This is a genomic window from Streptomyces sp. 7N604, from assembly GCF_052245475.1.
Lineage (GTDB): Bacteria > Actinomycetota > Actinomycetes > Streptomycetales > Streptomycetaceae > Streptomyces.
The window spans coordinates 123,149-148,699 of sequence record NZ_JBQQBX010000006.1 but is presented as its reverse complement, the minus strand read 5'-3'; the positions used below and the strand labels follow the sequence as shown (position 1 = coordinate 148,699).

General features: G+C 72.3%; 22 protein-coding genes and 2 pseudogenes. 5 read left to right on the top strand and 19 right to left on the bottom strand.

From position 1 onward, the window contains the following. Positions 1-10: 10 nt before the first annotated feature. The 4 genes and pseudogenes from ACTWP8_RS08710 to ACTWP8_RS08695 all read left to right on the top strand — a co-directional run. Positions 11-100, top strand: a pseudogene (locus ACTWP8_RS08710) (hypothetical protein); the annotation flags it as partial. Between the two features lie 26 nt (positions 101-126). Further along, a complete protein-coding gene (locus ACTWP8_RS08705; protein WP_443321568.1) occupies positions 127-498 on the top strand; it encodes a choline/carnitine O-acyltransferase in 372 nt (123 codons plus the stop codon). A gap of 37 nt (positions 499-535) precedes the next feature. Next, the gene (locus tag ACTWP8_RS08700; RefSeq protein WP_443321567.1) at positions 536-1,507 is read left to right on the top strand and encodes an ATP-binding cassette domain-containing protein; all 972 of its coding nucleotides are present in this window, start codon (positions 536-538) and stop codon (positions 1,505-1,507) included. After that, complete coding sequence (locus ACTWP8_RS08695; protein ID WP_443321566.1) at positions 1,504-2,295, top strand: ABC transporter permease; 792 nt, start codon at positions 1,504-1,506, stop codon at positions 2,293-2,295. Before ACTWP8_RS08700 ends, ACTWP8_RS08695 begins: the two co-directional genes overlap by 4 nt. Here ACTWP8_RS08695 and ACTWP8_RS08690 read toward each other — a convergent pair. The 15 genes and pseudogenes from ACTWP8_RS08690 to ACTWP8_RS08620 form a co-directional block, all read right to left on the bottom strand. Then, positions 2,276-2,812 (bottom strand): annotated as a pseudogene (locus ACTWP8_RS08690) (AfsR/SARP family transcriptional regulator); the annotation flags it as partial. The gene ACTWP8_RS08695 and the pseudogene ACTWP8_RS08690 overlap by 20 nt on opposite strands. A gap of 92 nt (positions 2,813-2,904) precedes the next feature. Further along, positions 2,905-3,168, bottom strand: a complete 264-nt coding sequence (locus tag ACTWP8_RS08685) for a hypothetical protein (RefSeq protein WP_443321565.1) — start codon at positions 3,166-3,168, stop codon at positions 2,905-2,907. Positions 3,169-3,229: 61 nt separating this feature from the next. Next, a complete protein-coding gene (locus tag ACTWP8_RS08680) occupies positions 3,230-4,000 on the bottom strand; it encodes an NADase-type glycan-binding domain-containing protein (protein ID WP_443321564.1) in 771 nt (256 codons plus the stop codon). A 424-nt stretch (positions 4,001-4,424) separates the two neighbouring features. Next, on the bottom strand, positions 4,425-4,988 hold the full coding sequence (locus tag ACTWP8_RS08675) for a phage tail protein (protein WP_443321563.1): 564 nt from the start codon (positions 4,986-4,988) through the stop codon (positions 4,425-4,427). Then, a complete protein-coding gene (locus tag ACTWP8_RS08670) occupies positions 4,985-6,946 on the bottom strand; it encodes a putative baseplate assembly protein (RefSeq protein WP_443321562.1) in 1,962 nt (653 codons plus the stop codon). The genes ACTWP8_RS08675 and ACTWP8_RS08670 overlap by 4 nt, the downstream gene beginning before the upstream one ends. Beyond that, positions 6,946-7,368 carry a GPW/gp25 family protein gene (locus ACTWP8_RS08665; RefSeq protein ID WP_443321561.1) on the bottom strand — a complete coding sequence of 141 codons (423 nt, stop codon included), beginning with the start codon at positions 7,366-7,368 and terminating at the stop codon, positions 6,946-6,948. The genes ACTWP8_RS08670 and ACTWP8_RS08665 overlap by 1 nt, the downstream gene beginning before the upstream one ends. After that, the gene (locus tag ACTWP8_RS08660) at positions 7,368-7,685 is read right to left on the bottom strand and encodes a PAAR domain-containing protein (protein WP_443321560.1); all 318 of its coding nucleotides are present in this window, start codon (positions 7,683-7,685) and stop codon (positions 7,368-7,370) included. Before ACTWP8_RS08660 ends, ACTWP8_RS08665 begins: the two co-directional genes overlap by 1 nt. Before the next feature lie 40 nt (positions 7,686-7,725). After that, on the bottom strand, positions 7,726-9,552 hold the full coding sequence (locus ACTWP8_RS08655; RefSeq protein WP_443321559.1) for a VgrG-related protein: 1,827 nt from the start codon (positions 9,550-9,552) through the stop codon (positions 7,726-7,728). Beyond that, complete coding sequence (locus ACTWP8_RS08650) at positions 9,549-10,268, bottom strand: CIS tube protein (RefSeq protein WP_443321558.1); 720 nt, start codon at positions 10,266-10,268, stop codon at positions 9,549-9,551. The genes ACTWP8_RS08655 and ACTWP8_RS08650 overlap by 4 nt, the downstream gene beginning before the upstream one ends. A gap of 94 nt (positions 10,269-10,362) precedes the next feature. Further along, on the bottom strand, positions 10,363-10,788 hold the full coding sequence (locus ACTWP8_RS08645) for a phage tail protein (RefSeq protein ID WP_443321557.1): 426 nt from the start codon (positions 10,786-10,788) through the stop codon (positions 10,363-10,365). Between the two features lie 24 nt (positions 10,789-10,812). Beyond that, complete coding sequence (locus ACTWP8_RS08640) at positions 10,813-12,321, bottom strand: hypothetical protein (protein ID WP_443321556.1); 1,509 nt, start codon at positions 12,319-12,321, stop codon at positions 10,813-10,815. A gap of 1,549 nt (positions 12,322-13,870) precedes the next feature. Further along, a complete protein-coding gene (locus tag ACTWP8_RS08635) occupies positions 13,871-14,029 on the bottom strand; it encodes a DUF6760 family protein (RefSeq protein WP_443321555.1) in 159 nt (52 codons plus the stop codon). Continuing rightward, the gene (locus tag ACTWP8_RS08630) at positions 14,026-14,517 is read right to left on the bottom strand and encodes a hypothetical protein (protein WP_443321554.1); all 492 of its coding nucleotides are present in this window, start codon (positions 14,515-14,517) and stop codon (positions 14,026-14,028) included. Before ACTWP8_RS08630 ends, ACTWP8_RS08635 begins: the two co-directional genes overlap by 4 nt. After that, a complete protein-coding gene (locus ACTWP8_RS08625) occupies positions 14,514-14,954 on the bottom strand; it encodes a phage tail protein (protein WP_443321553.1) in 441 nt (146 codons plus the stop codon). Before ACTWP8_RS08625 ends, ACTWP8_RS08630 begins: the two co-directional genes overlap by 4 nt. Before the next feature lie 34 nt (positions 14,955-14,988). Then, entirely contained in the window at positions 14,989-16,551 is a 1,563-nt protein-coding gene (locus ACTWP8_RS08620; RefSeq protein WP_443321552.1) for a phage tail sheath family protein, read from the bottom strand. A 245-nt stretch (positions 16,552-16,796) separates the two neighbouring features. Here ACTWP8_RS08620 and ACTWP8_RS08615 point away from each other — a divergent pair, with 245 nt between their 5' ends. Continuing rightward, positions 16,797-18,548: an eCIS core domain-containing protein gene (locus ACTWP8_RS08615; protein ID WP_443321551.1), complete on the top strand. Its 1,752-nt coding sequence runs from the start codon at positions 16,797-16,799 to the stop codon at positions 18,546-18,548. A gap of 24 nt (positions 18,549-18,572) precedes the next feature. Here ACTWP8_RS08615 and ACTWP8_RS08610 read toward each other — a convergent pair whose 3' ends face one another. The 4 genes from ACTWP8_RS08610 to ACTWP8_RS08595 form a co-directional block, all read right to left on the bottom strand. After that, on the bottom strand, positions 18,573-20,645 hold the full coding sequence (locus ACTWP8_RS08610; protein ID WP_443321659.1) for an ATP-binding protein: 2,073 nt from the start codon (positions 20,643-20,645) through the stop codon (positions 18,573-18,575). Positions 20,646-20,722: 77 nt separating this feature from the next. Then, positions 20,723-21,427, bottom strand: a complete 705-nt coding sequence (locus ACTWP8_RS08605; RefSeq protein ID WP_443321550.1) for a DUF4255 domain-containing protein — start codon at positions 21,425-21,427, stop codon at positions 20,723-20,725. Beyond that, positions 21,424-24,582: a hypothetical protein gene (locus ACTWP8_RS08600; RefSeq protein ID WP_443321549.1), complete on the bottom strand. Its 3,159-nt coding sequence runs from the start codon at positions 24,580-24,582 to the stop codon at positions 21,424-21,426. Before ACTWP8_RS08600 ends, ACTWP8_RS08605 begins: the two co-directional genes overlap by 4 nt. A 201-nt stretch (positions 24,583-24,783) precedes the next feature. After that, positions 24,784-25,455, bottom strand: coding sequence for a LuxR C-terminal-related transcriptional regulator (locus tag ACTWP8_RS08595; RefSeq protein WP_443321658.1), 672 nt, complete (start codon positions 25,453-25,455; stop codon positions 24,784-24,786). Positions 25,456-25,551: the final 96 nt, after the last annotated feature.

Here is a 25,551-nt window from a genome sequence, read left to right as displayed (position 1 = left end):
TCGTCGCGGGATGAACGACCCGGGCGCTTCTTCGGAGCACCGGCGGGATGCGCTGCGGGCCGCTGCCGCGGCGCATGTGCGGCGGGCGAACGAGTGCCAGGCCGGGCTTGCGCCGGAGCAGCACCTGTGGGAGCTGGAGCTGATCCAGCGGCGCCGGGGGCGGCGCTCGGCGGGTCGGGACAGCTGCCGCTGTACCGCTCGCCCGGCTGGACGATCATGCGCGACGACTACCTCAGTACCAGCTCGGCTCCGTCCGTGAACATCCAGTACTTCGGCTTCGGCTCGACCAGCAGCCGCTGCATCGGCATCGCGTACGTGCTCCTGCCGGACCGCTTCCACGTGTACCGGTCCACCCCGCTCGCGGTGGCAGACGGCATGCACGCCTTCGCGGCCAGGCTCCGGGAGGCAGTGCACGAGCTCCGCGAACTCCTTGCGGAGGGCCCGCGCTCCACAGCTACCCGAGGCAAGCCCGGTTCCAGGGCGCTGAAACCATCGTGAAACCGCGCTGAATGCGCCCTGCCGCAACCTCTGCGGCATGACGACAATGACATCGCACTTTCTCGCCGTCGCGGCCAAGGGGATGCGCAAGGCCTACGGGGACAAGACGGTCCTCGACGGCATCGACCTGGCGGTTTCGGCCGGCACCGTCTTCTCCCTGCTCGGCCCGAACGGGGCGGGGAAGACCACCGCCGTCAAGATCCTCTCCACCCTCATCACCGCCGATGCAGGCGACCTGCACGTCGGCGGCCACGACCTGGCTGCCGACCCGCAGGCCGTGCGGGCCGCGATCGGCGTCACCGGGCAGTTCTCCGCCGTCGACGGCCTGATCACCGGCGAGGAGAACATGCTCCTCATGGCAGACCTGCATCACCTCTCCCGCCGCGAGGGCCGCCGCACCGCCGCCGAACTGCTGGAGCGCTTCGACCTGGTGGAGGCCGCGAAGAAGCCCGCCTCCACCTACTCCGGCGGCATGAAGCGCCGCCTCGACATCGCCATGACGCTGGTCGGCGACCCGCGGATCATCTTCCTCGACGAGCCGACCACCGGCCTCGACCCGCGCAGCCGTCACACCATGTGGGGGATCATCCGCGAGCTGGTCTCCGGCGGCGTCACCGTCTTCCTCACCACCCAGTACCTGGAAGAGGCCGACGAGCTCGCCGACCGCATCGCGGTACTGAGCGACGGCAAGATCGCCGCCGAGGGGAGCGCCCAGGAGCTGAAGCGGCTCATCCCGGGCGGGCATGTGCGGCTGCGGTTCGCCGACCCGGTCGCGTACCAGTCCGCCGCGGTCGCCCTGCGCGAGGTCACCCGCGACGACGAGGCGCTGTCGCTGCAGATCCCCAGCGACGGCAGCCAGCGCGAGCTGCGTTCCATCCTCGACTGGCTGGACTCGGCCGGCATCGAGGCGGACGAGCTGACCGTGCACACCCCCGACCTCGACGACGTGTTCTTCGCCCTGACCGGCGGCACCAACGTCCCCAACCAGCCCAAGGAGGCTGTCCGATGAGCGCCCTCTCCCTCGCCGTACGCGACTTGAACACGATGCTGCGCCGCAACCTGCTGCACGCGCGGCGCTACCCGTCCCTCACCCTGAACCTGCTGCTCACGCCGATCGTCCTGCTGCTGCTCTTCGTCTACATCTTCGGCGACGTGATGAGCGCGGGCATCGGTGGCGGCGGCGCGGACGGCTCCGCGTACATCGCCTATATCGTCCCGGGCATCCTGATGATGACCATCGGCGGCACCGTGGTCGGGGCCGCGGTGTCCGTCTCCATGGACATGACCGAGGGCATCATCGCCCGCTTCCGCACGATGGCGATCCACCGCGGCTCTGTGATCATCGGGCACGTCGTCGGCAGCGTGCTGCAGTCGATCGCCAGCGTGGTCCTCGTCGGCGCCGTCGCCGTGGCCATCGGCTTCAGGTCCACGGACGCCACGGCCCTGGAGTGGCTGGCGGCGTTCGGGCTGCTCGCGCTGTTCGCCCTGGCGCTCACCTGGATCGCGGTCGGGATGGGCCTGGCCAGCCCGAACGCCGAGGCGGCCAGCAACAACGCGATGCCGCTGATCCTCCTCCCGCTCATCTCGAGCGCCTTCGTCCCGGCCGACGCGATGCCGGGCTGGTTCCAGCCGATCGCCGAGTACCAGCCGTTCACGCCGGCCATCGAGACCCTGCGCGGCCTGCTGCTCGGCACCGAGATCGGCAACAACTGGTGGATCGCGATCGTCTGGTGCGTCGGCCTGGCCGCGCTCGGCTACCGCTGGTCGACGGCGTTGTTCAACCGCGACCCGAAATGAGTGCGCGGGCTGCCTCCCGCAGCTCGTCCCGCTCCAGGGCGGCGTACTCCGACACCGCGTCGGCGTACGCCGCCCTGTCGGCGTCCTCGGCCGCCTGCCGGGCGCGGGCCGCCGACATCGTCGGATGGAACTCGCGCAGCACCCGCAGCCGTTCGGCCAGCGCGATCATCCGTACGGCACGGGCGTCGCCGGATGCGAGCCCCGCCATGCCAAGGGCGTGCAGCACCGTCCCGAACACAGGGAGCTCCATGGGCGAGCGGGACGGACCGGAGAGCAGGGTTCGCAGCCCCTGCCGCAGCCGGTCGAGCGGCTCCGCGACCAGCTCGAGACGGCTGGCGTGCGCGTGCGCCGTCACCGCCGCCGACTGGATCTGAAGCGCCCATGGGTCGATCCAGGGGTCGTCGCTGTACACCGAGCCCGCCGCCGACAGCCGCTCCACGGCGCTGCGCCACAGGCCGAGCCCGACCTCCGTCAGTCCGCGGGCCAGCGCGATCTCGGCGCGCCCGCCGAAGTCGGGCTTGTCTGCACGCCGCTGCGTATGACCTCGGTGCCGGCATCAGCGGGGATGGTGTCGAAGAGGGCGGGAAGCTTCCCGTCCCGGTCCTCTGATCAGGAAGCTGGTCCGACAATCGGCGTCGTCAAGGTCCACGACGAGGTTCTTCGCGGCTGCGTCACCCAGGAGGCGGTCGGGTGCGCAGTCGCTCCAAGAATGTGGATGCGCCGGGTGGCGAGCTCGATGGCGACCAGTACGTACATGCGCGCTCCGGACCGGGTGACGGTTTCGAAGAAGTCGCAGGCGAGGAGGGCGTCGGCCTGGGAGCGCAGGAAGTCCGCCCAGGTATGGGCGGCCAAACCTCTCCGGAAGTACACCAAGTGCGTCTCCTCCGTCGAATTTCCCCTCTGAGTCTCCGCGCCACCGCCGGGTGGCGCCGCCTCAGCTTCGCTGGAAGAACTCCACCTCCGCCAGGGCCAGATGGCGGCCCGGAGTCAGACTGGTGGCCGAGCGCAGGACCAGACGTACCGTCTTGGCGTTGCTGATCCCGATGGGGATCGTCTGCGGGCCCGGCTTGTCGCTGAGGGTGAGCTTCTTGGTGTGCTCCGTGCCGTCCGGCGTTGTCACCTCCAGGTCCAGCTGGAGCGCGCGGCCCTGACGTGCGTACTCCTCCGGGGACGCGGACGCGCCGTTGGTGATGATCAGGTCGACCAGCCGGAACGGTTTGCGGAAGGTGTAGGTGACCGAAGCGCCCTCACCGGGCGCGCCCCAGTAGCGATTGTTCAGATCGTCCGTGGTGTTCTTCGCCGGGTGCCGTGGGAACTCGGCGCTCGCCTCGATGTTCGCCGGGGTCACGCTCTTGGCCTTGCTCAGTTTGTCCCGGGTGTCCTCGAACAGCGCGCGTCCGGCGGGCAGCAGCAGGAAACCGCCCACGCACAGAGCCGCCACCACGACCAGGATCACCAGGAGCCGCACCCCACGGCCCGAACTCGCCCGCACCCGGCGGCGGAACGGCCACACCGTCCGCCACCACGGGAGCGGGTCGGGCTTCGCGGTGGGGCTCAGCGGAGTCGCACAGCGTCGGCAGAAACGGCGGCCCGACTGGTTGGCTGTGCCGCAGGCGGGGCAGGGCACTCCCGCCACATCGTCCGCCACCGCCGCGGGCCGTACGACGGGGCGTGCGGCCACCCGCTTCGCGGGCTGTACGGGCACGGGGTCCGGTGCCGTTGCCTCGGAGGTGGCGGGGGTCCGGGGCGCCGGTGTGTTCCCGCCGGCGGGAGCAGAGGGGGTGGTGGGGGTACGCGGCGGCGGGGTCCCCGCGCCGGAAGAGGCCGGTGCGGATCCGGGAGGCTCGGGTGCGGCGCTGGAGGGAGGCGCGGTGGACGCGGACTCGTCCGCGGAAGGCGATGAGCGCACCCGACCGGTGTCCGTGGGGCCGGTGTCCGTGGGGCCGGTGTCCGTCGAGGCCGGCGGGGGGTCCGAGGGGGTGCTCGGGGACGATGGCTCCCGGGTCCTGGGCCGGGGCGTGCTCGGTGTCGGCCCGCTGTCCGACCAGCCCACGTACGCACCGCAGTTGCCGCAGAAGTCGTCCGTCGAACCGTTGGACGCCCCGCACGCGGAACACACGGGCATGGCGTCACCTCCCTTCGTCGGTGCGCGGGCCGGGCAGGATCTCCACCCGGCAGACGGTGTGCACCGGGCACATGGCCCGGACGATCTCGTGGACCCGGTCCGCGTCCACCGGCGCCTCGCGGCCCGGCCACACCCGGACCAGCGGCCCGGCGGGCGGATCCGGCGGCAGGTCGGCACCGGCGGTGCTCGACCACACCGCGCCACCGTCCCCGGTCACCTCGGCATGGACGCCCAGCGCGAGCCACAGGCCCTCGACCAGGCCGCGCCTGGTGCCGCGCCACCGGTGCAGCTCCACCGCGCGGGCGACCGCCTCACGTCGCAGCTCCACGGGCCACTGCGGATCGTGGAAGGCGCCCACCCACGACGCCAGCCAGGTGAGAAAGTCGGTCGGTGTCACCCGGGGGTCGAGGTAGGAGGGCAGATTGTCGAGGGTTGCGAACACCGGGGCGAGGACGGTGTCGAGACCGGAGGTGAACCGCTGCGCGAGGTCGTCGTCGGTGTACAGGGCGGGCAGTTGCTCGCCGATGGGGTGTCTGCTCGGCAGACCGGGTACGGCGGCGCGGCTCATCCCCGCGCCTCCGGCTCGAGAGCCGTGACGACCACCTGGTGCTGGTAGGAGAAGACCAGGGCGCCTGCGGCCACGTCGATACGGTCCGACGGCGCGCCGCGCCGCCCGGTGATCGGATCGGCGGCGAACAGCCGGATCTCCTCCACCAGCGCGTCGCCGGTGGCGCGTTGCAGTACACCGAACACCTCGCCGTACTGCACCGGACGCCCGAACGGCCACCCGGTGCCGTCCGGCCCGCCGTGCAGCGGGTTGAGGTGCCGGAACAGCGCGGCAAGCGCCGCTTCGCGCACCCGGTCGGTGTCGCCCGGCGCCGCCGCGAGCCGGGCCACCACGGTGACGCCCTGGTAGACCGGTGGCTCCACGACGAGACGGGTGCCGATCAGGCGTCGCTCGTCGAGGCTTGAGGTGATCGCTCGGAGCACCTGCTCCGAGGGGATCAGTTGCTCGAAGCGGAGCCGGTCGCCCTCGTCCGCCACCGCGTCCGGCACCACCAGGACCCGTACCGCGCCCGCACGGTCAGCGGCGGGCAGACAGCGGACCCGGCGCACCGAGGGTGCCGCCTGCCGGCTGATGATCTCGTAGTCCTCGGCGGTCACCGCGCGCTCCTGCATCCGCAGCGCGTCCGGCGCCCGCAGCTTGGCGTTGTCGACGGTCTCACCGGCGACACCGCCGCGAGCCGCCTCCCGGTTGGCGACCTGCGCCACGTACGGAACGGAACTGCGCAGCACGGAGATGGCGCCGCGGGCCACATTGCCCGCCGGGCCGCCGCCGGTGCGGTAGCGGGCCACCCGCACCTGGGCACCCTTGGGCGGTACGGCGCCGCACTGCCGGAGTGTGCCGTCCGGCTCGCGCAGCGCCGGGGGGAAGATGAACTCACCGGTCGTGGCGTCCACGCGGACATGCTGATCGGAGGGCCCGGAGCGGCCGAAGTGCTCCACCACCTCCCAACGGCGCCACCCCTCGGCCGAGGACACCTCCACCACCGGGGGCTCACCGTCGAGGAGGACCGGCGGGCGGCCGAGCCGGAACGTCTGCCCCGCGACACCCTCCGAGGTACCCAGCGGCACATTGGTCACGGTCTCGGCGTGCTCGACCGACATGGTGCCGCCCACGGTGAACACCGCCGCCTCGCGCACCGTCGGGGACTCCGAGTAGAAGGGCTGGCCGGGCTCCGCCTCGGTGACACGGCAGCGCAGCCACCCGGCCCGGGTCCCGCCGATCACCGACGCCGTATGACCGGCCGGGATGTGGACGATGACCTCACCGGGCCGGTTCAGCCCGCCAGTGGTGTCCGTGCCGGTCTCGCACGGCTGCCAGCGGCCGCCGTCCCACGCCTCCCACACCAGCGGGGGCTGGCGCGGGTCCACACCGATGCCTTCCACCCGGCTGTCCAGACGCACCGCCACCCCACAGCGCGGCACCGCCGTCGGCAGGCCGAACAGCAACGCGTCGCCCGGCTCCGGCGCCGCCTGGAAGCACGGTACGTCGCGGCCCTCGGCGAGCGTCGTGGTGTGGTCGGTCTGCTCCCCGGTATGGGGCGCGGTGACCAGACGTATCAACTCGCTGGGCACGATCCGCAGTTCGTCCGTGGTGGTGAACACCACGGGATCCTCGGACTCCTCGCCGCGCGCGGTGGTCACCTCGGTGCCCGCGGGCAGCACCACCGTGTCCGGCTGCGGCGCCGACAGCCAGAAGTCGACCTCGGCTCCGGCCGCGGCCGGTGGGAACAGCCGGATTCCCAACAGGTCGAGGAACGCGGAGTAGTTCTTGTCCGGGACCCGGTTCAGCCGGTACAGCAGCTGGTCCACGAGATAGGCGAACGTCTCGATCAGGGTGACACCCGGGTCGGAGACATTGTGGTCGGTCCACTCCGGGGCGCGCTGCTGCACATATCGCTTCGCCTCGTCGACGAGTTGCTGGAACCGCCGGTCGTCCAGGTTGGGGGAGGGCAGGGCCATCAGCCAGCGACCAATTCCTCGGCCCCCTCGTCGGAGGGGATCGTGTAGAAGGGAAAGACCAGGTTGCGCCGGTCGTTGGTGGAACGCACGGTGTAGTGCACATCGATGTAGAGGGTCCCGGCCTCGACGGCGTCGAAGGCGACGACCACCTCCTCCACCGCGATGCGCGGCTCCCACCGCTCCAGGGCCTCACGCACCTGCTGCGCCACACGTCCGGCGGTGTCGCCGTCGCCGGGGGCGAAGACGTAGTCGTGGATTCCACAGCCGAACTCGGGGCGCATGGGGCGCTCTCCGGGCGCGGTGCCGAGCACCAGGCGGATCGCCTCCTCGATCTCCCGCTCCCGTTCGACCATGCCGATCCCGCCGGTCGGCCCGACCCGCAGCGGGAACGCCCATCCGCGCCCGATGAACCGTTCGCTCATCACACACCCCCGATCAGGACGTTCGGGGCGCCGGTCAGGATCATCGCGCCACAGGTGGTTTGATCGCGTGCCCGCGCGGCCGGCACCCCGCCGATGAGGACCGTGCCCGCAGTGACCGCCGCCGGGTTGGGCACGATCACATTGCCCGGTCCCAGGGCCGGGTGCGGTGGCATCGGGCAGGTGTGCTGACTGCCCACGACGGCGGCGGGACGGCCGCCGATCAGCACACGCGCCACCGCCTGGGCGGCGCCGGGCGGCGGAGTGGCGATCACACCGCCGTGGTTGGTGGGGTCACCGGTGCGGGCTGCGGGTGGCATGGCGTGCTCCTTGCGGAAGTCGGGGGACAGCGGACAGGGGTCAGTTGATCCGGATGAGCTTGGCCTTGAGGACGCCGAGCAGACCGCCGTCGACGGTGACGTTCGAGCTGCCGGAGACGTTCACCGTACGGCCGCCGATCTTCACCCCGACCCTGCCGTTGATGTCCACGTTCCGGCCCGACACGCTCACATTGCCCCGTCCCGCGTCCAGGGTGATGCCTTTCCTGTCGAGGATGACGGAGCTGAGGGGCTGTCGGCCCTTTCCGGCGTACACCGTGAGCTCGATCCGGCCCCTCCGGTCGTCGAGGAACACTTCGAGCCGCTCGTCGGCGGTCCTGAGCCGCACTCCGGAAGGGCCCGGAGCCCGAGCGTCCAGCAGCTCGACCCGGTGGCCCGAACGCGACACCACAGAGCGGCGGTTGACCTTTCCACTGGTCTTGTCGATCAGCGGGACATCGTGCGGCGACGGCTTGTCCACACCGTTGTAGAGCCCTCCGATGACGTACGGGCTGTCCAGCAGACCCTGTTCGAATCCCACCAGGACCTCGTCGTTGACCTCCGGACTCACCACTCCTCCCCCGCCCTTGCCGCCCCACTGCACGGTGCGCACCCAGTCGCTGACATAAGTGTTGTCCAGCCAGGGGAACTTCAGCCGTACGGCACCGCGCTCGGCGCCGGCCGGCTCGCGTACGTCCGTCACCACGCCGATCGCCAGACCTGGTATGCGCGGGCCACGGCCCGGTGCGTTGGCGCCGGTCACCAGACCCGTCAGGGAGCGGTCCGGGCTGGCACTGACCCACACCGTCGTCCGGTATCCGCCGTGCGGCTCCAGGACGTGCTGGACGGCCGTGGCCGTGTAGCGGCCCGAGAACGCCTGCCCGACGTTGCCGAGTGCCACGGGCTTGCCCGCCCGCAGCCGGGGATGGCCCTCGGCCACCGCCTCCAGTTCCCCGAAGCCCGCGCTGACCTGAGCGGCCATCGCGTCCGCGACCGCAGTGGTCTCGGCCTGGGTGCGGTACGGGGTGTCGGTGACGGTCAGCTTCGAGGACTTGCCGAACCGGGCGGCGAACGCGGGGCTCAGCCCCGGCACCACAGTGTCGCTGTTCACCGACGGCTGCCGGGCCACCAGCGGCCGCTTCGTGGTGACGTCCCAGCCGCGCACCTCCACCGACGACGCGCCGTCCGCGGCCGACAACGAGGCCCGCAGCGCCAGCAGGTTCCGCCCGTACTCCAGCACCATCGGACTCTGCGTGGCCGGGGTCGACGGCGCGGGCGCGCCGGACGCCTTCTGCGGCCGGGTGAACTGGAGCAGTCCCTTGTCGTCCACCCGCACCTGCGCGCCACTCTCACCCGCCAGGTACTGCAGGAAGTCCCAGTCGGACACGTTCGCCTGCGAGAGTTGCTTGTAGGTGACGGGTGCGGCCTGCACGGTCCCGCAGGCCAGCCCGGCCCCGGCCGCCACCTTGCGGACGATCGCCGCCGCGGTCATGTTCCGGTACGCCACCACCTTCCGGCCCCGCTGAAGGCGGTGTGCCTTGGAGTAGGCGCGCACGACCGTGAACGTGCCCGTGCGGTCCCGGTCCACCTCCAGGGCCGTCACCTCGCCGTTGAACAGCCGCTCGCGCGCCTGCCCGGACACCGTCACCACCGACACCCGCAGCGGGGTGCCGATGGTGATACTGGTCGCCTTCAGGAACTCGTGGTCGGGGTCGCGGAAGGTGAGCACGGCCGCGTCCGGCAGGCCCACGTTCTCGTCCACCACACAGCTCACCAGCTGAGTGGCCCAGATCTGGGGAAGTTCGGCGGGCGTCTCCACGACGGGGTCCGCCGCGAACGACCGGCCGCCCCGTGCCTCGGGTGTGGTCACCGCTCCTCCTCACCGCCCGCGTCCCGCAGCCCCGGCACCACCAGTTCGGTGCCGGGCACGAGTGCCATCGGGTCGTCGATTCCGTTCGCCTCCGCGATGACCCGCCAGGCCGTCGCGTCGCCGTACTCCCGCCACGCCAGCAGCGCCAGACTGTCGCCCGCCACCACGGTGTGCGTACTGCGAGCGGTGCGCGCGCCGGACGTCGGGTTCTGGCCCGGCGGGTCGATGCTCGCCTCCTCGATCGAGAGCGCACAGGTGGCCCGCAGCGGCTTGCCGTCCACGTCGAACAGCGTGTACGTCACCGACAGGCTGGAGAGCACGCCGTCGAACGACGTCGTTCGCGCGGTGCCCCACTCGAACCTCAGCCACGGGCTTGCCGGCTTCTTGCGGCCCAGGCTGGCCGGGGTCGGCACACACGCCTTCATCAGCTTCTCCACCGCCTGTTCCACGGAGTTGTCGTGGGTGGCGGTCGCGTCCAGGAACACCTCCAGGCTCAGTGTGCGCGGACCGCTGCCGACGAACTCGGGCAGTGCCGACTGCCCCGCCATCCGGGACGGGGAGCGCCGCCACTCGGTGGTCTTGCTCAGTTGCAGCGTGGCGGGGTTGAACTGGAGGTTGAGCCGCGTGATCGTCCCACCGGGCTTTGCGCCGACCGAGGCCGGGGGCTCCTTCAGGGTCAGCTGCGCCCTGGCACGACTGGCGCGGACTGGGGACATGCCGGGACTTCCTTTCCGGGGGCGATGATGTGGACGGGGGGGCGGGGTGGCGGGATGTCGCGTGGGTCCGTGCGATGGCTCATGAGGGGCGTGGTCAGGAAGGGCGCAGACCCTCGTGGGCGATCTCCAGGGTCTCCACCGCGGCCTCCGAGTTGGCGGGGTCGAAGGACGGCCCCTGCCAGCGCACCGGAACGATCCCGAACACCTGCCAGCTGATGATCCGGCTCAAGTCCGGTTTCAGCGCCACGATTTCGCCGTCCTTGGGTTCCACCCGTCGTAGCGTCTCCTCGAGCCAGCGGCCGATCTTCGCCGTGTCGGCGGTGACCGGCCGGGTGAGGGTGATGTTCGACCAGCTCACACGTCCGGGCAGTTGCCAGGTGAAGCCGTTGTTGCCGCCCTCGGCGTAACTCTCCATCTCGACCTCGGCGCCCATGCCCGAGCAGGTGTGGAAGGCGCCCAGGTCGTTGCCTCCGATCGCGAGCCGGAAGAACACGCTTGTCGCGAAGATGCTGTCTGTCATATGTCCGTCATCCGTTTCCCGCCCTCAGCGGCGTCCGTCGTAGGGGCGGCCCGTGCGTTCCCGGCCGCGCCGCAGCTCGGTGCGCAGCAGCCGGGCCACCGGGTCGAGCAGACGGCGTGCCAGGTCGTCCAGGTCGACACCGGGGTCCTGCGGTGTCTCGGCGCGATGGGCCGTGCCCTTGCCGGGGGCGGACGGCTCAGATGCCGACCGCGGTCGGCCGCGCGCGGGTCCCGTCGTGGCCGATGCGCCCGTTGGGGCGGAGGCGCCACCAGTGCCGCGGACGGTGCGCTGGACCGGCGGTGCGCCGCTTGCCGCCGCTCGGGGGCCCGGTGCCGGTCCGGGGTTCGGCGTAGCTGGCCTCGGCCGTACCACGGGGACGGGGTTCACCGGTACCGGGGCGGCCGACGGGCGATCCATGAGCGCCGATGTCTGTGGGGCCGGGGTCTGTAGGGCGGTCACCGGCAACGTCCGCCCCGGTACGGCGGTGGCCTGAGCGACCCCCGTCGGTGTCGCGCGGTCGGGCGCCGCTGGCCGGACAACCGGGACGCGCTGGACGGAGCGCGGATCACCGCTGTTGTCTACCCCCGAATCCGACGGTACAGGGGGCGCGGACACGGCGCGCTGGATCTGCGGCTGCGGCTGCGGCTGCCGCTGTGGCGTTGCCGGGGTGGCCGAGGACGGTCCCGGCGTCGGCCGCGGGGCCGGGCCGGAGGGCGTCGCGGGGTCCTCCTGGGGGGTGCCCGGTGCACCGGGCCAGCGTGCCGCCACCACGGGACGGCCGCCGGAGCGGGCGCCGGCGTGCGGTGCCACTCCTTCCGGGGCCCGGGTGTTGAGGGTGAGCGGGCGCGCTGCGAGCAGTGACAGGGTGCGGGGTGCCGCCGGGGCGCGATGTGCTCCGGAGCGGTTCGCGGTGCGAAGGAGCGGAGCGGCCACGCTGATGCGCCGGACACCTCCGGAGCCTTCGGCCACGGCTCGGGCGATGACGACCGGACTTGGGGCGACGGGCCCCGGGGGGACTGGGCCGTCGGCCCGGCGCCTGCCGGAGTCCGGCTTGCCGGACGTCATGCCGGGCTGTCGCGCCTTCCCCGCCGGGCCTTCTGCGTTCGCAGTCGGCTTCGTGTGCGCGGCGCCGTCCGCGCGTGCGGTGCCTTCCGTGCCTTCCGGTTCCGGATGGTGGGGTCCGGCGCGCTGGACGTTCGGGCCGGGCGCCTTACGGGAGGCGTTCGGGCCGGGCGCCGTACGGGAGGCGTTCGCACCGGACGCGGCGGAACCGGGCAGGTTGGCGCTGGGCGGCAACGCGGACAGCGGCTCGCCCAGACCGCCGCGCGTACGTGCCCCTGAGCGGCCGGTGCCGGGGCGCCGGTGCGGGGCGTTCGCCGGTGCGCCGGCAGGGTTGTTCGGGGTGCTGCGGGACGTTCCCTTCGTGTCGCCGTCGCGTGGTCCCGGGGTGCCCACCGCCTCGTCCGTGTGCCGCTGGACGACGGGTAACGCCGGACCGGCCGCGGAGTGCGGAGCGGGGGTTGGCGCGGTCAACGGTGCTGCTGTGTCGGGCAGTTCGCTCAGCGGGACGCCCAGGGGTGGGCGGCTTCCCGTACGCGTGGAGGGGCGCTGCGCGGGGCCGGTGGCGCGTGGACTCGCCCCGGCCGCCGCGGTCGTGGTGTCGGCGAGGGCGGGCGCCGCGGGGGTTGTGCCACTGTCGGACGCCGGGGTGGTGGCGGGCCGCAGGGCGGGAATGTGGCGCGTCGGTCCGGCCGGGCGCCGAGCGACGGTGAGCGAAGGCCCTACGGGGTGAGGCCGGACGGCCGGACTGGACACCTCGGCAGGGGAGCCGGTGGTTGCCTCCGCCTGACTGCCTCCCCGGGTGGACCGTGTTCCTGTTGTCCCCGTCGTCCCGGTGCCGGTGCGTTGGACGGCCGGCCCGGAAGACGAAGACGTACGATCCCTCGACCCGGCCGACGACCCGGACGCGCTCCCGGAGTTCGGCTGGGACCCACCGGACGGTGGCTTCGCAGCGGACCCGCTGGGAGCGGACCGGGGCGCGGCTCCTGCCGCGACTGCGTCCTGGACCACCGACACACGCCGTACCAGCGGAATCCCCGGAGCGGCCGGTCGACGACCGGTGTCGGTGGGGGACACGACCGGCCCGGCGGCGCCCGGCTCCGTGGTCCGTTGGACAGAGTGAGGTGACGGGGAGAGCACGGCGGGGGATGACGTGGAGGGGAGGTCCCGGGTCCGAGGAGCGTCGCCCGAACGGCGCTTCCCCGTGGTGCTGTTGTCGCCGGGACGCGGCGCATCTACGGCTCTCGGCGCGGAACCGGCGCCCGCCGCTCCCGAACCACCGGAGCGGCTACGCGAAGGTCGTCCGGCGGAGGGCGTCGAACCGGATGGGGCCGGGCTGGAAGCAGCCGAACCGGACGCGCCCGAGTTGGACGCGCCTGAACGGGAGGCAGCCGAACCCGACGCAGCCGGATCAGACCCGGCCGAGCCGGACGGGCCAGGGCCCGACGCGCCCGAGCCCGACGACCGCGTTCCGCGTGTGACCCGCGGTGTCCGGGGGCCCGACTCCCCGGTCGCGCCGTCCGGCGCACCGCCCCCGGGGACGTCCGCCCCATCCGGGCGCGGTGTCCGGAGCAGCAGCGGGCCACCATCGGTACGGACGGGGCGTGGGGCGGCAGGGCGGGTGACGCCGCGCAGCAGGCCGGTCGGGGCGGTGGGCAGCAAGGCGTGGCCGAGACCGGCGTCGAACGACGGGTTCTGCCAGGAGGCGAGGCCCGCACGGAAGGAGAGACCGTCGCTGACGCCGAGCGGGGCGCGGGCCATGGTGAGTTCCGGCGGGGCGGTACGGCGCCAGCCGCCGTCCCAGCCGACGGGCACGGAGGAACCCGGACCGACGGGCACGGAGGAACCCGGACCGACGGGCACGGAGGAACCCGGAGCGCCGGTCGCGCTCCGGTCCGGGCCGTCGTCGGACGGACCGGACGGACCGCCCGCACCGGAGCCGGAGCGCTCCGTACCCCGCGGACGGCCCGCGGTGTCCGCCCCGGTGGTCCGGCGGCGCAGCCTGTCCAGCCATGCCATGCGTTCAACCGCCTTCGTTCACACGGGTGTTGATGCGGCCGATCTCGGCCACCCACTGCCGGCGTTCGCCGTGGGTCAGGTCGAGGATCTCCTCGCGTTGCCAGTGGAAGTGGTAGGCGATGTACGCGATCTCCTCCCGGAGCCGGGGAAGGGCGTACGTCACGATTCCCCCAGGCGCCCACCAGAGAGGTCGACCTCGAAGCCGCCCTCGCAGTGCGGGCAGGTCACCGCCGCGCGGGTGTGGCCCTCGCTGTTGACGCGGCGGTAGAAGTCCTGGAGGAAGGCCACGTCGGTGGCGTACATCCGCTCCACGATCCCGGCGTGCACATCGGTGATGGTGCCGATCCGGGTGATCACCTGGCTCAGCAGCACCACGCTCAGATACGCCGGGTTCTCCTTGACCCGTAGATCGATCTGGGGCCGCAGCTCGTCACGGGCGGTGGCAAGGCGCATCGCGCCGTGGCGATGCACCGTGCCCGCCTCGTCCACATAACCCCGCGGCAGCTCGAACTCGAACTCGGTGCGCAGCCCGTGGTCCTCCCGGCGCGGCGGGGCGGCGGGGGTTGTCGCCGCCTGCTCCGACGCCGGGGCGGGCGCCGTCACCTGGAGGATCTCCTCCAGGTTGCCCGCCGTCACCGTACGGCGCCTCATTCGACGACGATCTCCTCGAACACGATCGTGACGGACTCGGTGGCCGCGGACGACTCGCCCGCCTTCAGGGACGGGCCCTCCCACTTGGAGGCCCAGCCCTGCATCAGCTGGATGCGGCGGACCGTGTTGCCCTCGGTGTCCTTGATCTCGATGGTGAGGTTCTGCCGCGCGGCCTCCACGGCGCCCTTGTTCAGGGTCTCCTTGATCCACTTGGTGAACTCGCTGCTCTTGTCGAGTCCCCGGGTGATCGTGACCTCGCCGGCCTGCCGGGCGCCGGGCTGCTTGCGGATGATCTGCTTGCCCTCCGCGCTGACCTGGCGAACCTCGACGACCTCCTCCTCGACGGTCAGCCCGCTGATCTCCTGAATCGACTCGACCATGTAGCCGCCGAGCTGCACGCCGAAGACGTGGGTGGAAAGAGCATCGCCCTCTGCCATGACTGTCTGTCACCTTTCCTTGCGGACTCGCGGGTCACTCGTCGATGAGGCTGGTGCTGTCGGAGAACTGGGCCAGCCGGAACACCACGAACTCCGCGGGCTTGACCGGCGAGACGCCGATCTCGCAGATGACCCGGCCCTGGTCGATGGATTCCTGCGGGTTGTTGTCGCGGTCGCATTTCACGTAGAACGCCTCCTCGGCGGTGCGTCCGAACAGCGCGCCCCGGCGCCACTCCTCGGTGAGGAACGCGGTGACGTTGCGCCGGATGCTCGACCACAGGCGGTCGTCGTTCGGCTCGAACACCACCCACTGGGTACCCAGGAGGATCGACTCTTCGAGGTAGTTGAACAGGCGGCGCACGTTCAGGTAGCGCCAGGCCGGGTCGGAGGAGAGGGTGCGGGCACCCCAGATCCGGATGCCCCGGCCGGGGAAGGCCCGTACACAGTTCACTCCGATCGGGTTCAGCAGGTCCTGCTCGCCCTTGCTGAGCCGGAGCTCCAGGTCCACCGCGCCGCGGATCACTTCGTTGGCGGGCGCCTTGTGCACGCCGCGCTCGGCGTCGCTGCGCGCCCACACACCGGCGATGTGACCGCTCGGCGGGACGGTGGTGTTGCGTCCGGCGGCCGGGTCGAAGACCCGCACCCACGGGTAGTAGAGGGTGGCGTAACGCGAGTCGTAGCCCGCCTCGTCGTTGCGCCAGGTGCGCACCTGCTGGGCGGAGAGCCCGGGCGGGGCGTCCAGCACGGCCACCCGGTCGCCCATCTGCTCGCAGTGCGAGATCACGGCGAGCTGCACGGTGCGCACGCCCTCGGCGTCGATGTCGCCGCGCTGGTAGGCGCCCATCAGGTCCGGCACCGCGACCATGGTGATCTCGTCGATGGTCTCCAGGCCGCCGAACCCGGTGCGGGCCGCGGCGTCGCCGACGTACTCGGCGGGGTCGAGGCGGGACACCTCGCCGGAGCTGTTCGCGGCGGGCGCGGCCGGGGCGTCGGGGATCGCCACGGTCTGGCCGGCGGGCCTGCTCTGGGTGGCGCCCCGCTGCTCGGTGACCTCGATCAGCTTGGAGGCGCGGGCCTGGTTGACCAGGTACCCCTTGACGTTCTTGCGGGTGGATACCTCATACGTCTCCGCCACCCGGTCGCCCTGGCGGACCAGGACCTTGAAGCGGTCCTCCGGCGGGTTCTCGCCGTCCGCGTCGGCGACCTCCACCGACACCCCGGAGACGCCCGGCTTGGCCGCGACCAGGAAACCGCCGAGCTCCACCGGCTCCGCCGCCGGGGTCTCTCGCCGCCGCTGAGCGCCGCCCGCAGCCGGGGCGGAGGCGTCCTCGGCGGAGCCGCCGATCCGCACCACGTACGCGGCGCCGCCGCCGTTGGCGAAGTACCCGTAGACCGCGTGGGCCAGGTAGGTGCCCTCGGTGAAACCGCCGAACTGCTGGGTGTACTGATCCCAGTTGGTGACCAGCGTCGGCGCGTGGAACGGGCCGTTCTGGGCGAACCCGACGAACGCGGCGACGGCGGTGCCGACCCCTTCGATCGGTCGTGCACCGGACTGCACCTCCTCCACATACACGCCAGGGGTGAGGTACGTCGGCATGCTCGCTCCTTCGCGTCCTAACGGGTCACCTGTGTCGAGGGCGAGTCTGTTCGACCGGCCGACCAGGCGGCAGGGACCCGGGGCCCTGGCCGGGGGCAAGAACACTGCCTTTCCGGACGCCCCACGCTGACCGTCCGTACGTCGGTCACCTTTGCCCTCGCACTGCCCTCGCGGACCTGGACGTCCCGTCGGCCCGTGCGGTCGACTGGAGGGCCGCTACAGGTGTGCCGACGAGGAGGCAGCAGGTGCAGAGGTCCAAGCCGCACACCGAGCAGACCGAGACCCGGCAGCCGGCGCATGGCCGGGCCGCCGCCCGACGGGAGACGTCCGGGGGCGCCGCCGCCGTGCCGCCCCCGCTCACCGCCGACGCGCTCCGTGCGGTGCAGCGCGGCGCGGGAAACGCCGCGGTGACCAGCATGATCGCCCGCCGCGCACGCACCACGCCCGCCCCCGAGCAGCCGGACACCGGGGTGAACGAAGTCCTGCGCTCGGCGGGCAAACCCCTGGCAGCGCCGGTGCGCCAGGACATGGAGTCCCGGTTCGGGACCGACTTCTCCGGCGTACGGCTGCACACCGGGGCCGCCGCCGCCCGCTCGGCCCGCGCCATCGGAGCGCGCGCCTACACCTCCGGCAGCCATGTCGTACTCGGCGACGGCGGCGGCGACAAGCACACCCTCGCCCACGAGCTCACCCACGTCGTCCAGCAGCGCCAGGGCCCGGTCTCAGGCACCGACCACGGCAACGGGCTCAAGCTCTCCGACCCGTCGGACCGGTTCGAACGAGCCGCCGAGGAGAACGCGCGCCGGGTGATGTCGGGCCCGCGTCCCGCCGACGCGGGAAGCGCGGCCGCGGACCCCGGGCCGGTGGCGGAGCCGGAAGTGCCCCATGTCCAGCGGAAGGTCGGCTTCGAGTTCGAAGTGACCGATACGACCTGGAGGTTCTACGAGGTTCAGGAGGGCGGCGGCAAGCGCCTCAAGAAGGACACGAAGGCGGCACTCATTGAGTTGCCGGGACGCCTGTCGTACGTCGCCGCCGACAACGGGAACGTCGAATTCGTCACCCGCCCGCTGACGACCCTGGACGAAGTAAGGGTGGCGCTGCGCGACATCATCGCGTTCCATGATCAGCTCTCCACGAAAAAGAAGCACACCGAGGACTCCTACCAAATCGAAGCGGCCGGGCAGGGGAAAGCCAAACCGCAGGCCACCTTCGGCATCAAGATGGAGAAGATCAACGATCTGGTGGAGTCGCTGGTGAAGCTGGACCAGCAACAGGAGCCGGCGGGGAAGCGCCGGCGTACCAAGGTCGGCGACGACAGAAGCGAAGGCGAGAGGGAGTTCAAGGATCGGGTGACCGGAACGCTGCCCGGCCTCGAAGAAGCGCGCACCCATGCCGAGCGGATCTTCGACAGTCTTGCTGAGGACTCCGCCGAACCCGTGGACACCGCCTTGAAAAAGGAGGTGTCCGGGTTCCTCACAGTGATTCTGAAGACTCTTTATGACGTCGAGGAGAAGAACGCCTCTGTCGACGATCCGAAGTACTTCTTCTCGATGATGCCGCGTACGGACTTCGTGAGCATGCGCAGCAGTTTGTCACCCGTGGCGTCGGGCTGGCTGACAAGTCACCTCCAGGACCTCTACACGGCCATGAACGACATCGTGCCCAACGGGATCGACGGACCCGTATTCCGCGGTAGGTACAAGGAAAAGCCCAAGGACGCGGTACTGACGAGGCGCCAGTGGCTGGACTCGGTCTTCCAGGGAGCTCCGAACACCAAGGACCTGCTCTCGCCTCCGCCCGGGTATCCGCGGCACAACGAGACCAAGGCGCCTGAGGGGGTGGGAGCCATGGAAACGGACGACGAGGACTTCTCCCTCTTCGAGCTGCGTGATCTGGGTGGCCCGATGGAGAAGGAAAAGTGGCCTGGGTTGGCCGAGTTCATCGCGAAGTTGGTCGGTAAGGCGACCGACGACGAGAGGCTTCAGGAAAGGAAGTGACGGGGCGGGCCGACGACCCGCTCCTCATGCGCCGGTTGCCTCCGCCAGGTACGGCCCGAACTCGCTCTCCAGGACCAGCCGTCCGAGTTTGCGGTACTCCTGGGCAATCGCCGTCACCACCTGCCGCATGGTGAGCGGGCTGCCGGACGCCGCCGCGAGGTAGGCCGCGGTCACCGCGCAGGCCCGGATCGAGCCGCCGGCCAGTTCGAAGCGGTCCGCGCAGAAGGCGAGGTCGAGGTCGCCGGCCCGGGGCAGGCGGTCGCCCAGGCAGCGCTCCCACAGGGCGAGGCGCTGCCCGGCGTCGGGCACGGGGAAGTCCGCCACCACGTCCAGGCGGCGCGTGAACGCCTCGTCGAGGTTGGCCCGCAGGTTGGTGGTCAGCACCGCGATCCCGTCGAACGACTCCATGCGCTGGAGCAGATACGCCGACTCGATGTTGGCGTGCCGGTCGTGCGCGTCCTTCACCTCCGAGCGCTTGCCGAAGATCGCGTCGGCCTCGTCGAAGAGCAGCACCGCGTTGACCGCCGACGCCTCGGTGAAGATCCGCTCCAGGTTCTTCTCGGTCTCCCCGATGTACTTGTCCACGACCGTGGACAGGTCCACCACATAGAGATCCATGCCCAGGTCCGCAGCGACGACCTCGGCCGACATGGTCTTGCCGGTGCCCGACTCACCGGCGAACAGCGCGATCACGCCGCGCCCCCGGCCGCCGCCGGGCCGCATCCCCCACTGCCCGAGCACCTGCTCGCGGTGGCGGGCGCGCAGCGCGAGTTCGCGCAGCCGCCGGTGAGTGGGCGGCGGAAGCACCAGGTCGTCCCAGCCGACTCCCGGCTCCACCCGGCGGGTGAGCCGGTCGAGCCCCGCGCCGTTCTGGGCACGCACGGCGGTTCGCAGGTCGTCGGGGCCGACCGGGCGGCCCGCGAGGGCGGCCGTGCGGATCGCCACGTCGGCGGCGCGGTGCAGCTGCCCGGAGTCCAGGCGGTGCGCGGCGACCGCCCGGGCGAGCGCCTCGGCGTCGCCGGTCACGGAGCCGTCACCGGCGGCACCGGCGGCCCGGTCGAGGGCGTGCCGCCAGCGGGCGGCCTGCCGCTCGGGAGAGGGCGCCGGCACGGTCAGCACGACGGGAGTGTCGGCCGCCCACGCCGGATCCCAGCCGACGGTGCCGTGGGTGAACAGGGGGATCCCCCGCAGCGCCGCGCACAACGTCCCCAGCGTCCGGGCCCGTTCGGCGGGTTCGCCGGGCAGCGCTTCCAGGGGGCCCAGGATGACCCCGGCACCGGTCAAACGGGCTTCGCGGGCCGCTGCCCGGGCGAGCTCCGGTACGTCGCCCGAGCGCCGGGCGAGCCGCACCGCGTCCAGGACGAGCGGGCGCAGCCCGGCCGCGCGCAGGCCGGCGATGGCGAGCCCCTCGGCGTCACCGCCCCGGCTGCGCAGGTGGACGAGGCCGATGCCGGTCCCGCCCGCGGCCGCCGCCCGGTGCACCTCCGCCGCCTCGGCGGTCGGGTCCTCGCGGGCCTGGCCGAGCACCCCGGCGAGCCGGGCGTCGGGCTGCGCGCTGCCGAGGAGGTGCCCGGTGACCCGGTCGGGGACCGCCAGGACACGGGACAGCGGGGGCCGTTCCGGCTCGGTGACCTCCACCAGACCACCCTCGATCAGCGGTGCTCCGGGGGCGAGCCGGAACCGGGCGGATGCAGCCCCGGCGAGCCCGCACAGCTCCAGGGCGAGCCCGACCGTGGGCCGGCGGCGCGTCAGATCGTCGTTGAGGTAGCCGTAGAGACGCTCGAACCGCGCGTCCAGGTCGGGCGCCACCGCGACCAGAAGCAGGTCCAGGTCCAGCGGGGACAGGCCGAACCGCCCGGCGAGGCCGTCGAGTACGGAACCGGCCGGCGGGTGCCAGGGCTCGTGGGCGGGTACATCGAGGCCGCCCGGTTCGTCCAGGATGCGGGCCGCCGCCTCGGGGGTGAGGTACTGGCCCCGGTACGGGTCATCGGGGTCGGGGTCGGCGGCGCGGCGGACCGCCACCGCGTGCCGCACCCGCTCCTCGACCACGCGAAGCCGCGCCCACAGGTGCTCCACGCCGGCGGAGACGGTTTCGATGGAGACGGCTTCGGCGTCGGGTCGAGTGGTGGGTTGGGCGGCGGTTTGGGCAGTGAAGATGGGTTCGGCGGTGTGCGTCACGGCTGGCGGTCTCCCCGGCGGCGCCGGGCGGGGGCGGGCCCCCGCTCGCGCGGACCGGCGAAGCCGTCCGGGCCAGGATCACTCGTCTCCGTGTAGCGCAGCCGACGCCCCGGCGCCGCTTCCCCGCCATCGCTGCGGGCGGCGGAGCGCACGACGAGGCCTTCGGTGACCGGCGGCGCGACGGCCGTGCTCACCCCGGCGAGCGGCGCCCGCACCCGCACCCCGAGCGACGCCTTCATCTCCCCGCCGAGCGCCGACCACACATCGGAGGCGGCCGGCGCGTCGAGCCCGGACCCGCCGGTGTCCAGGCCCACGGTCAGGCCGAGTTCGGCGAGCGAACCGGTGAGCAGCCGCGCGGGCAGCGTGTCGGTGGCCACCAGACAGGCGAGCACCTGCGAGAGCAGCCGGTGCTCGTCCTGCGGGCGGCTCGCCCATGCCGTGACCAGGTACGTCAGCTCGAACCAGCGCGGCGGGGTGCGCCGCACCACCAACTGCCCGTCCGCGTCGTACACCTCCCCGCTGCCGGTGCCGCGCCGGGTGGCGTCCTCGCGGATGTCGTACAGGAAGGCGCAGACCGTCGGGGCGCTGCGGCGCGCCGCCCAGTCCCGGGTGGGGGCGTCGAAGACCACCTCGACGCCCGACGCCTCCAACCCGGACTCGCCGAGCAAGCGGCGCAGCCCTTCGTCGACCTCGTGGATCACCGGCGAGTCACCTCGTCGGGCGGCTGCACACTGCCGTTGACCACCAGGAAGTCGGTCTTCACCGGTGAGAACCCGGGGCCCCGGGCTGTGATGGTCCGCGGTCCGGTCTGGTCCTTGGCGAGGATCAGCAGCTGGCCGATGAAGGTGCCGTCCGGCTCCGGAACGGTCGGTGCCGCCGCCGCGGTGATCCCCGGCTTCCAGGTGAACCGCACCGGCACTCCCGGCGGGAAGTCCTTGCCGCGCACCGAGGTGACGAAGCCCGGCTTGCCGATCGGCGGTACGGCGACGATCCGCGGCTGAAGGATGCGCAGCCGTTTCCGGGCGGTGTTGTCGCGCTTGTCGGCGTCCGTGCCGGTCGTGGTGAGCTTGCCGGTGGCACGGCCGGTCAGCGCCTTGTCGGGGCTGAGGACGACGGGGACGGTGGTGCTCGCGCCCGGGGCCAGGTCCGGCAGCGCGCACACCCAGGAGCGGTCACAGCCCGGCGGCGGGCCGTTGTTGGGGATGCCGGAGGGCAGACCGATGCGCAGCCGCAGTCCGGTCGCCAGCGCGTTGCGGCCATTGCTCACGGTGTACGTCACCACAACGCGTCCACCGACGTAGCCGGGGTTGGGCTGGGCCGTGATGCGCACCCCGGGCCCGGCCTTGGGCGTGTCCGGCTTCGGGGGGTCGGACGGTCCCGGGGGGTCGGAGGGAGGGTCGGACGGTCCCGGGGGGTCGGAGGGAGGGTCGGACGGTCCCGGGGGGTCGGAGGGAGGGTCGGACGGTCCCGGGGGGTCGGAAGGTCCCGGCGGCTGTGTGGGCTCGCGCACCGGCACCACGGTCCGGTCGGTGTTGTCACTGGGCCGCGGATCCAGGACCGCGCCGGTGACCGACCAGTCGACCGGCGCGTCGCCGGGGGTGACCCCGGTGAGGGTGACGGTCACCGGGACGGTGGTGTCCGGTGGTACCACGCCGATGTCGCACTGGAGGGTGGCGGCGTCGCAGGTGCCCCCGGGCCGGGTCAGCCGGGTGATCCGCACACCGGACGACGGGGCGACGGTCAGCCGGGTGCCCGGGGAGGCGGCGGGGCCGTTGTTCACGACATTGACGCGGACGGTGGTGGAGCGGCCGACCGTGACCTCCGGGACGGTGTCGGGCGCACGGACGGAGAGGTCCACGGACTGCTGGACGGTGGGTTCCTTCTGACGGCCCGGGAGACCGGTGGTGAGCGGGGTGGTCCGGCCGGATGCGATGTCCACGCGGTGCAGTTTCTCGGGGCTGTTGGGCGGAAGGCCGTTGCGGGAACTGATCACCAGGGCCTTGCCGTCGGCCGTCCAGGCGGCGTCCCGCGGCTGGTACGGGCCGGTGGCCGAGGTGTCCGGGAGCTCCCGGCGGCAGGCGTCGCCGTCGGCGCGGTCGGGCAGCAGCACCTGGCACTCGGCGCCGGACAGGGACGTCAGGAGGATGCCGTTGTGTTCGTCGACCCGGCCGCCGCCGTTCTTGCGGTTGAACGCGATGGTGCGCCCGTCCGGTGAGAACGCCGGGCTGTCGTCGATGACTTCGCAGTCCCCCGGACAGGTCGCAGCGCTCAGATCGCGTTGCTGGTCCAGGTGGTCCACCGGAACGGTCCAGATGTGCTTGTTGCCGCCGTGCCCGTCGATCACGTGATTGCGGGTGAAGGCCAGGGTGGTGCCGTCGGAGGACCAGGTGGGCTGGGCGTCGCCGCCCCGAGGCTGCCCGTCCGGCGGAGTGATCTCATCGCGGATTTCGCCGGTGGCGACGTCCGCGATCAGGATGCGGCCGGGTCCGGCGTTCTCACCGACGCCGCCGGGCGACGTGCGCGTGAAGGCCAGGTACTTGCCGTCCGGGGAGAACGTCGGATCGGTGTCCCAGTCCGTGGGGCCGCGTCCCGCGAGCTTCATGGGCGCCGCGTTGGAGCCGTCGGCGTCCGCCATCCAGATCCGCTCGATACGGCCGTCGGGGCTGTCCTCGAAGCGGGTCACCACGATCCGGCGGCCGTCGGGCGTGTAGTTCTGCCGCTCGGTCCACGGGTCGTACCCGGACGCGGGCTGGAACAGCGGGTCCTTGGCGGGATCGGTGTTGGTGTCGGCTGCCGGGTCCTCCTTGAGGATCGTCAGCCCCAGGTCGCGGGGATCGGCCCCGTCCGACCGGACGTCCTGCAGGGTCACCACGTGCGGGCCGGACGCCGAGGTGCGCTCCACCACCACACCGCCGCCGTCGAGCGGGCCGAGCCAGGTGGGCGAGAGGACCTCCCGGTCCTCGCTGAGCACCACCTTGGGGGTTTCGGTGGAGTGCGCGGGCACCCGGAACACATGGTCCCAGTCGCCCTCGCAGTCACAGGTGCGGTCGGGGCTCAGGAACAGCACCCCGTCCCCGTCGGGCAGCCACGCTGCCCCGTGGGTGCGCCACTCCGCCTGTGCGCCCCCGAGCAGCGGCCTGTCGGTCCGCCCGTCCGTCACCCGCAGCCGGGGGCCGTTCTGCGCGGTGGCGGTGTAGGCGATCAGGTCCCGGTGCGCGGGGTCGTCGACCGGGTTCCAGACCGGCTCGGTGGCCGAGCCGTTCTCGGGGTCGGTGATCCGGGAGGCGGTGCCGCCGTCCAGGGGCCGCACATAGAGCTGCTGTCCGGCCGCCGGATCGCTGTCGCTGGAATACGCCAGACGCCGCCCGTCCGCGGAGACCGTCGGGCACTCCTCGTCCGAGGGGGTGTCGGTGAGCCGCTTCAGACCGGTGCCGTCGGTGTGCACCAGCCACAGGTCGCGCTGGGACCGGCCGTCCGGGCCCCCGGGTTCGGCCGAGTCGAAGACCACGGCCTTGCCGTCCGGTGTCAGCCGGGGGTGCGCGGCGTCCCGGCCGCTGGTGAGACGGCGTACCGAACCGTCGGCGGACCGCAGATAGATCTGCGGGGCCTTCTCGTCCCGGCGGCTCGCGAAGACCATCGTGTCTCCGAGGGCGGACGGCTGGACGTCGAAGTGGGCCGGGCCCGCACCGAACAGTGGTGTGCTGGAGGTGTCACTCTCCACCCGGCCGAGACTCCGGTGCCGGGTGCCGGCATAGGCGATCCGGGTGTCCGCGGCGGCGGCAGCCCGCGGTCTGGGCTCGGCACTGCCCTTCCCGGAGGCCGCTGTCACCACGAGCAGTGGGATCAACAGAAGCAATGACGCGCCGAGTCTCCCCAGGCGGTACCGCCCGCCGGGGGCAGCGGTGCCGATCACGGTCCACCTCACAGTCTGGTGCAGCATCTGAACGTGCCCCCGCCATCCTGCGGCGGCCGCGCACGGCACGGCAGGGCGGCGGGGGCCTACCCGGGGGAAGCACATGGTGTGCTTTCGGGCAGTGCCGGGGGGCCAGCGGTCGTGTCAGATCAGTCCGTTGCGCAGCGCGTAGCCCACCGCGTGGGCCCGGTTGCGCAGTTGCAACCGCGTGATGACCTCGCGCAGGACGTTCTTGACGGTGCGTTCGGAGTACGCGGTCTTGCGGGCGATCTCCGAGGTGTCCAGGCCCACCGCCACCAGGCGCAGCATGTCCGCCTCCCGTGTGGTCAGCGTGGACAGGGACAGGCCCCGCGGATCCAGCGCGGAGCGCTGGAGTCCGCCCACGTGGGCGAGCAGTTTGCCGAGCAGGTCGCCCGGCAGCACACCCTCGTTGTTGGCTATCGCCAGGACAAGATTGAGGAGTTGATCCTGATCGGCCTCGGAGCGCCGCAGCACCGCGGAGACACCGCACTCGATGACACGTTGCAATGCGCCGGACCCGAGGGTGCTGACCACGAGGCCCGACCGGGTGGAGCTGTTGTGCCGCAGCCGGTTCAGCAGGGTGGCCACATCGTCGTCGACGGTGTCCACGACCACGAGTGACGCCTCGGCCTGCTCCGCGTCGGCGTCGTCGAGCAGGTCCACCTCGGGGCGCTGGCGCAGCTGGTGGACGATGCCGGCACGCAAGACCGGATCGGCGGCGTAGACGGCCACGGTCACCCGCACCGGGCGATCGGACCCGGAGGTCCGGTGAACTGCCCGTGCCCGGAGCGGCATACGTGGCCTGGTGGCGGACAAGGTGGAAAGGGTCTCCTCAGGACAGGACATGGTGTGGCTACCCCGTTTCTCGAGTTGTCGAAGAGGGTGACGACA

Bases quoted from the DNA above. Each gene is read 5' to 3' on its own strand.
- ACTWP8_RS08650 (WP_443321558.1), bottom strand. From the start codon at position 10,268: ATGTCCCCAGTCCGCGCCAGTCGTGCCAGGGCGCAGCTGACCCTGAAG.
- ACTWP8_RS08675 (WP_443321563.1), bottom strand. From the start codon at position 4,988: ATGAGCCGCGCCGCCGTACCCGGTCTGCCGAGCAGACACCCCATCGGC.
- ACTWP8_RS08700 (WP_443321567.1), top strand. From the start codon at position 536: ATGACGACAATGACATCGCACTTTCTCGCCGTCGCGGCCAAGGGGATG.
- ACTWP8_RS08645 (WP_443321557.1), bottom strand. From the start codon at position 10,788: ATGACAGACAGCATCTTCGCGACAAGCGTGTTCTTCCGGCTCGCGATC.
- ACTWP8_RS08670 (WP_443321562.1), bottom strand. From the start codon at position 6,946: ATGGCCCTGCCCTCCCCCAACCTGGACGACCGGCGGTTCCAGCAACTC.
- ACTWP8_RS08665 (WP_443321561.1), bottom strand. From the start codon at position 7,368: ATGAGCGAACGGTTCATCGGGCGCGGATGGGCGTTCCCGCTGCGGGTC.
- ACTWP8_RS08630 (WP_443321554.1), bottom strand. From the start codon at position 14,517: ATGAGGCGCCGTACGGTGACGGCGGGCAACCTGGAGGAGATCCTCCAG.
- ACTWP8_RS08595 (WP_443321658.1), bottom strand. From the start codon at position 25,455: ATGCCGCTCCGGGCACGGGCAGTTCACCGGACCTCCGGGTCCGATCGC.
- ACTWP8_RS08660 (WP_443321560.1), bottom strand. From the start codon at position 7,685: ATGCCACCCGCAGCCCGCACCGGTGACCCCACCAACCACGGCGGTGTG.
- ACTWP8_RS08620 (WP_443321552.1), bottom strand. From the start codon at position 16,551: ATGCCGACGTACCTCACCCCTGGCGTGTATGTGGAGGAGGTGCAGTCC.
- ACTWP8_RS08695 (WP_443321566.1), top strand. From the start codon at position 1,504: ATGAGCGCCCTCTCCCTCGCCGTACGCGACTTGAACACGATGCTGCGC.
- ACTWP8_RS08625 (WP_443321553.1), bottom strand. From the start codon at position 14,954: ATGGCAGAGGGCGATGCTCTTTCCACCCACGTCTTCGGCGTGCAGCTC.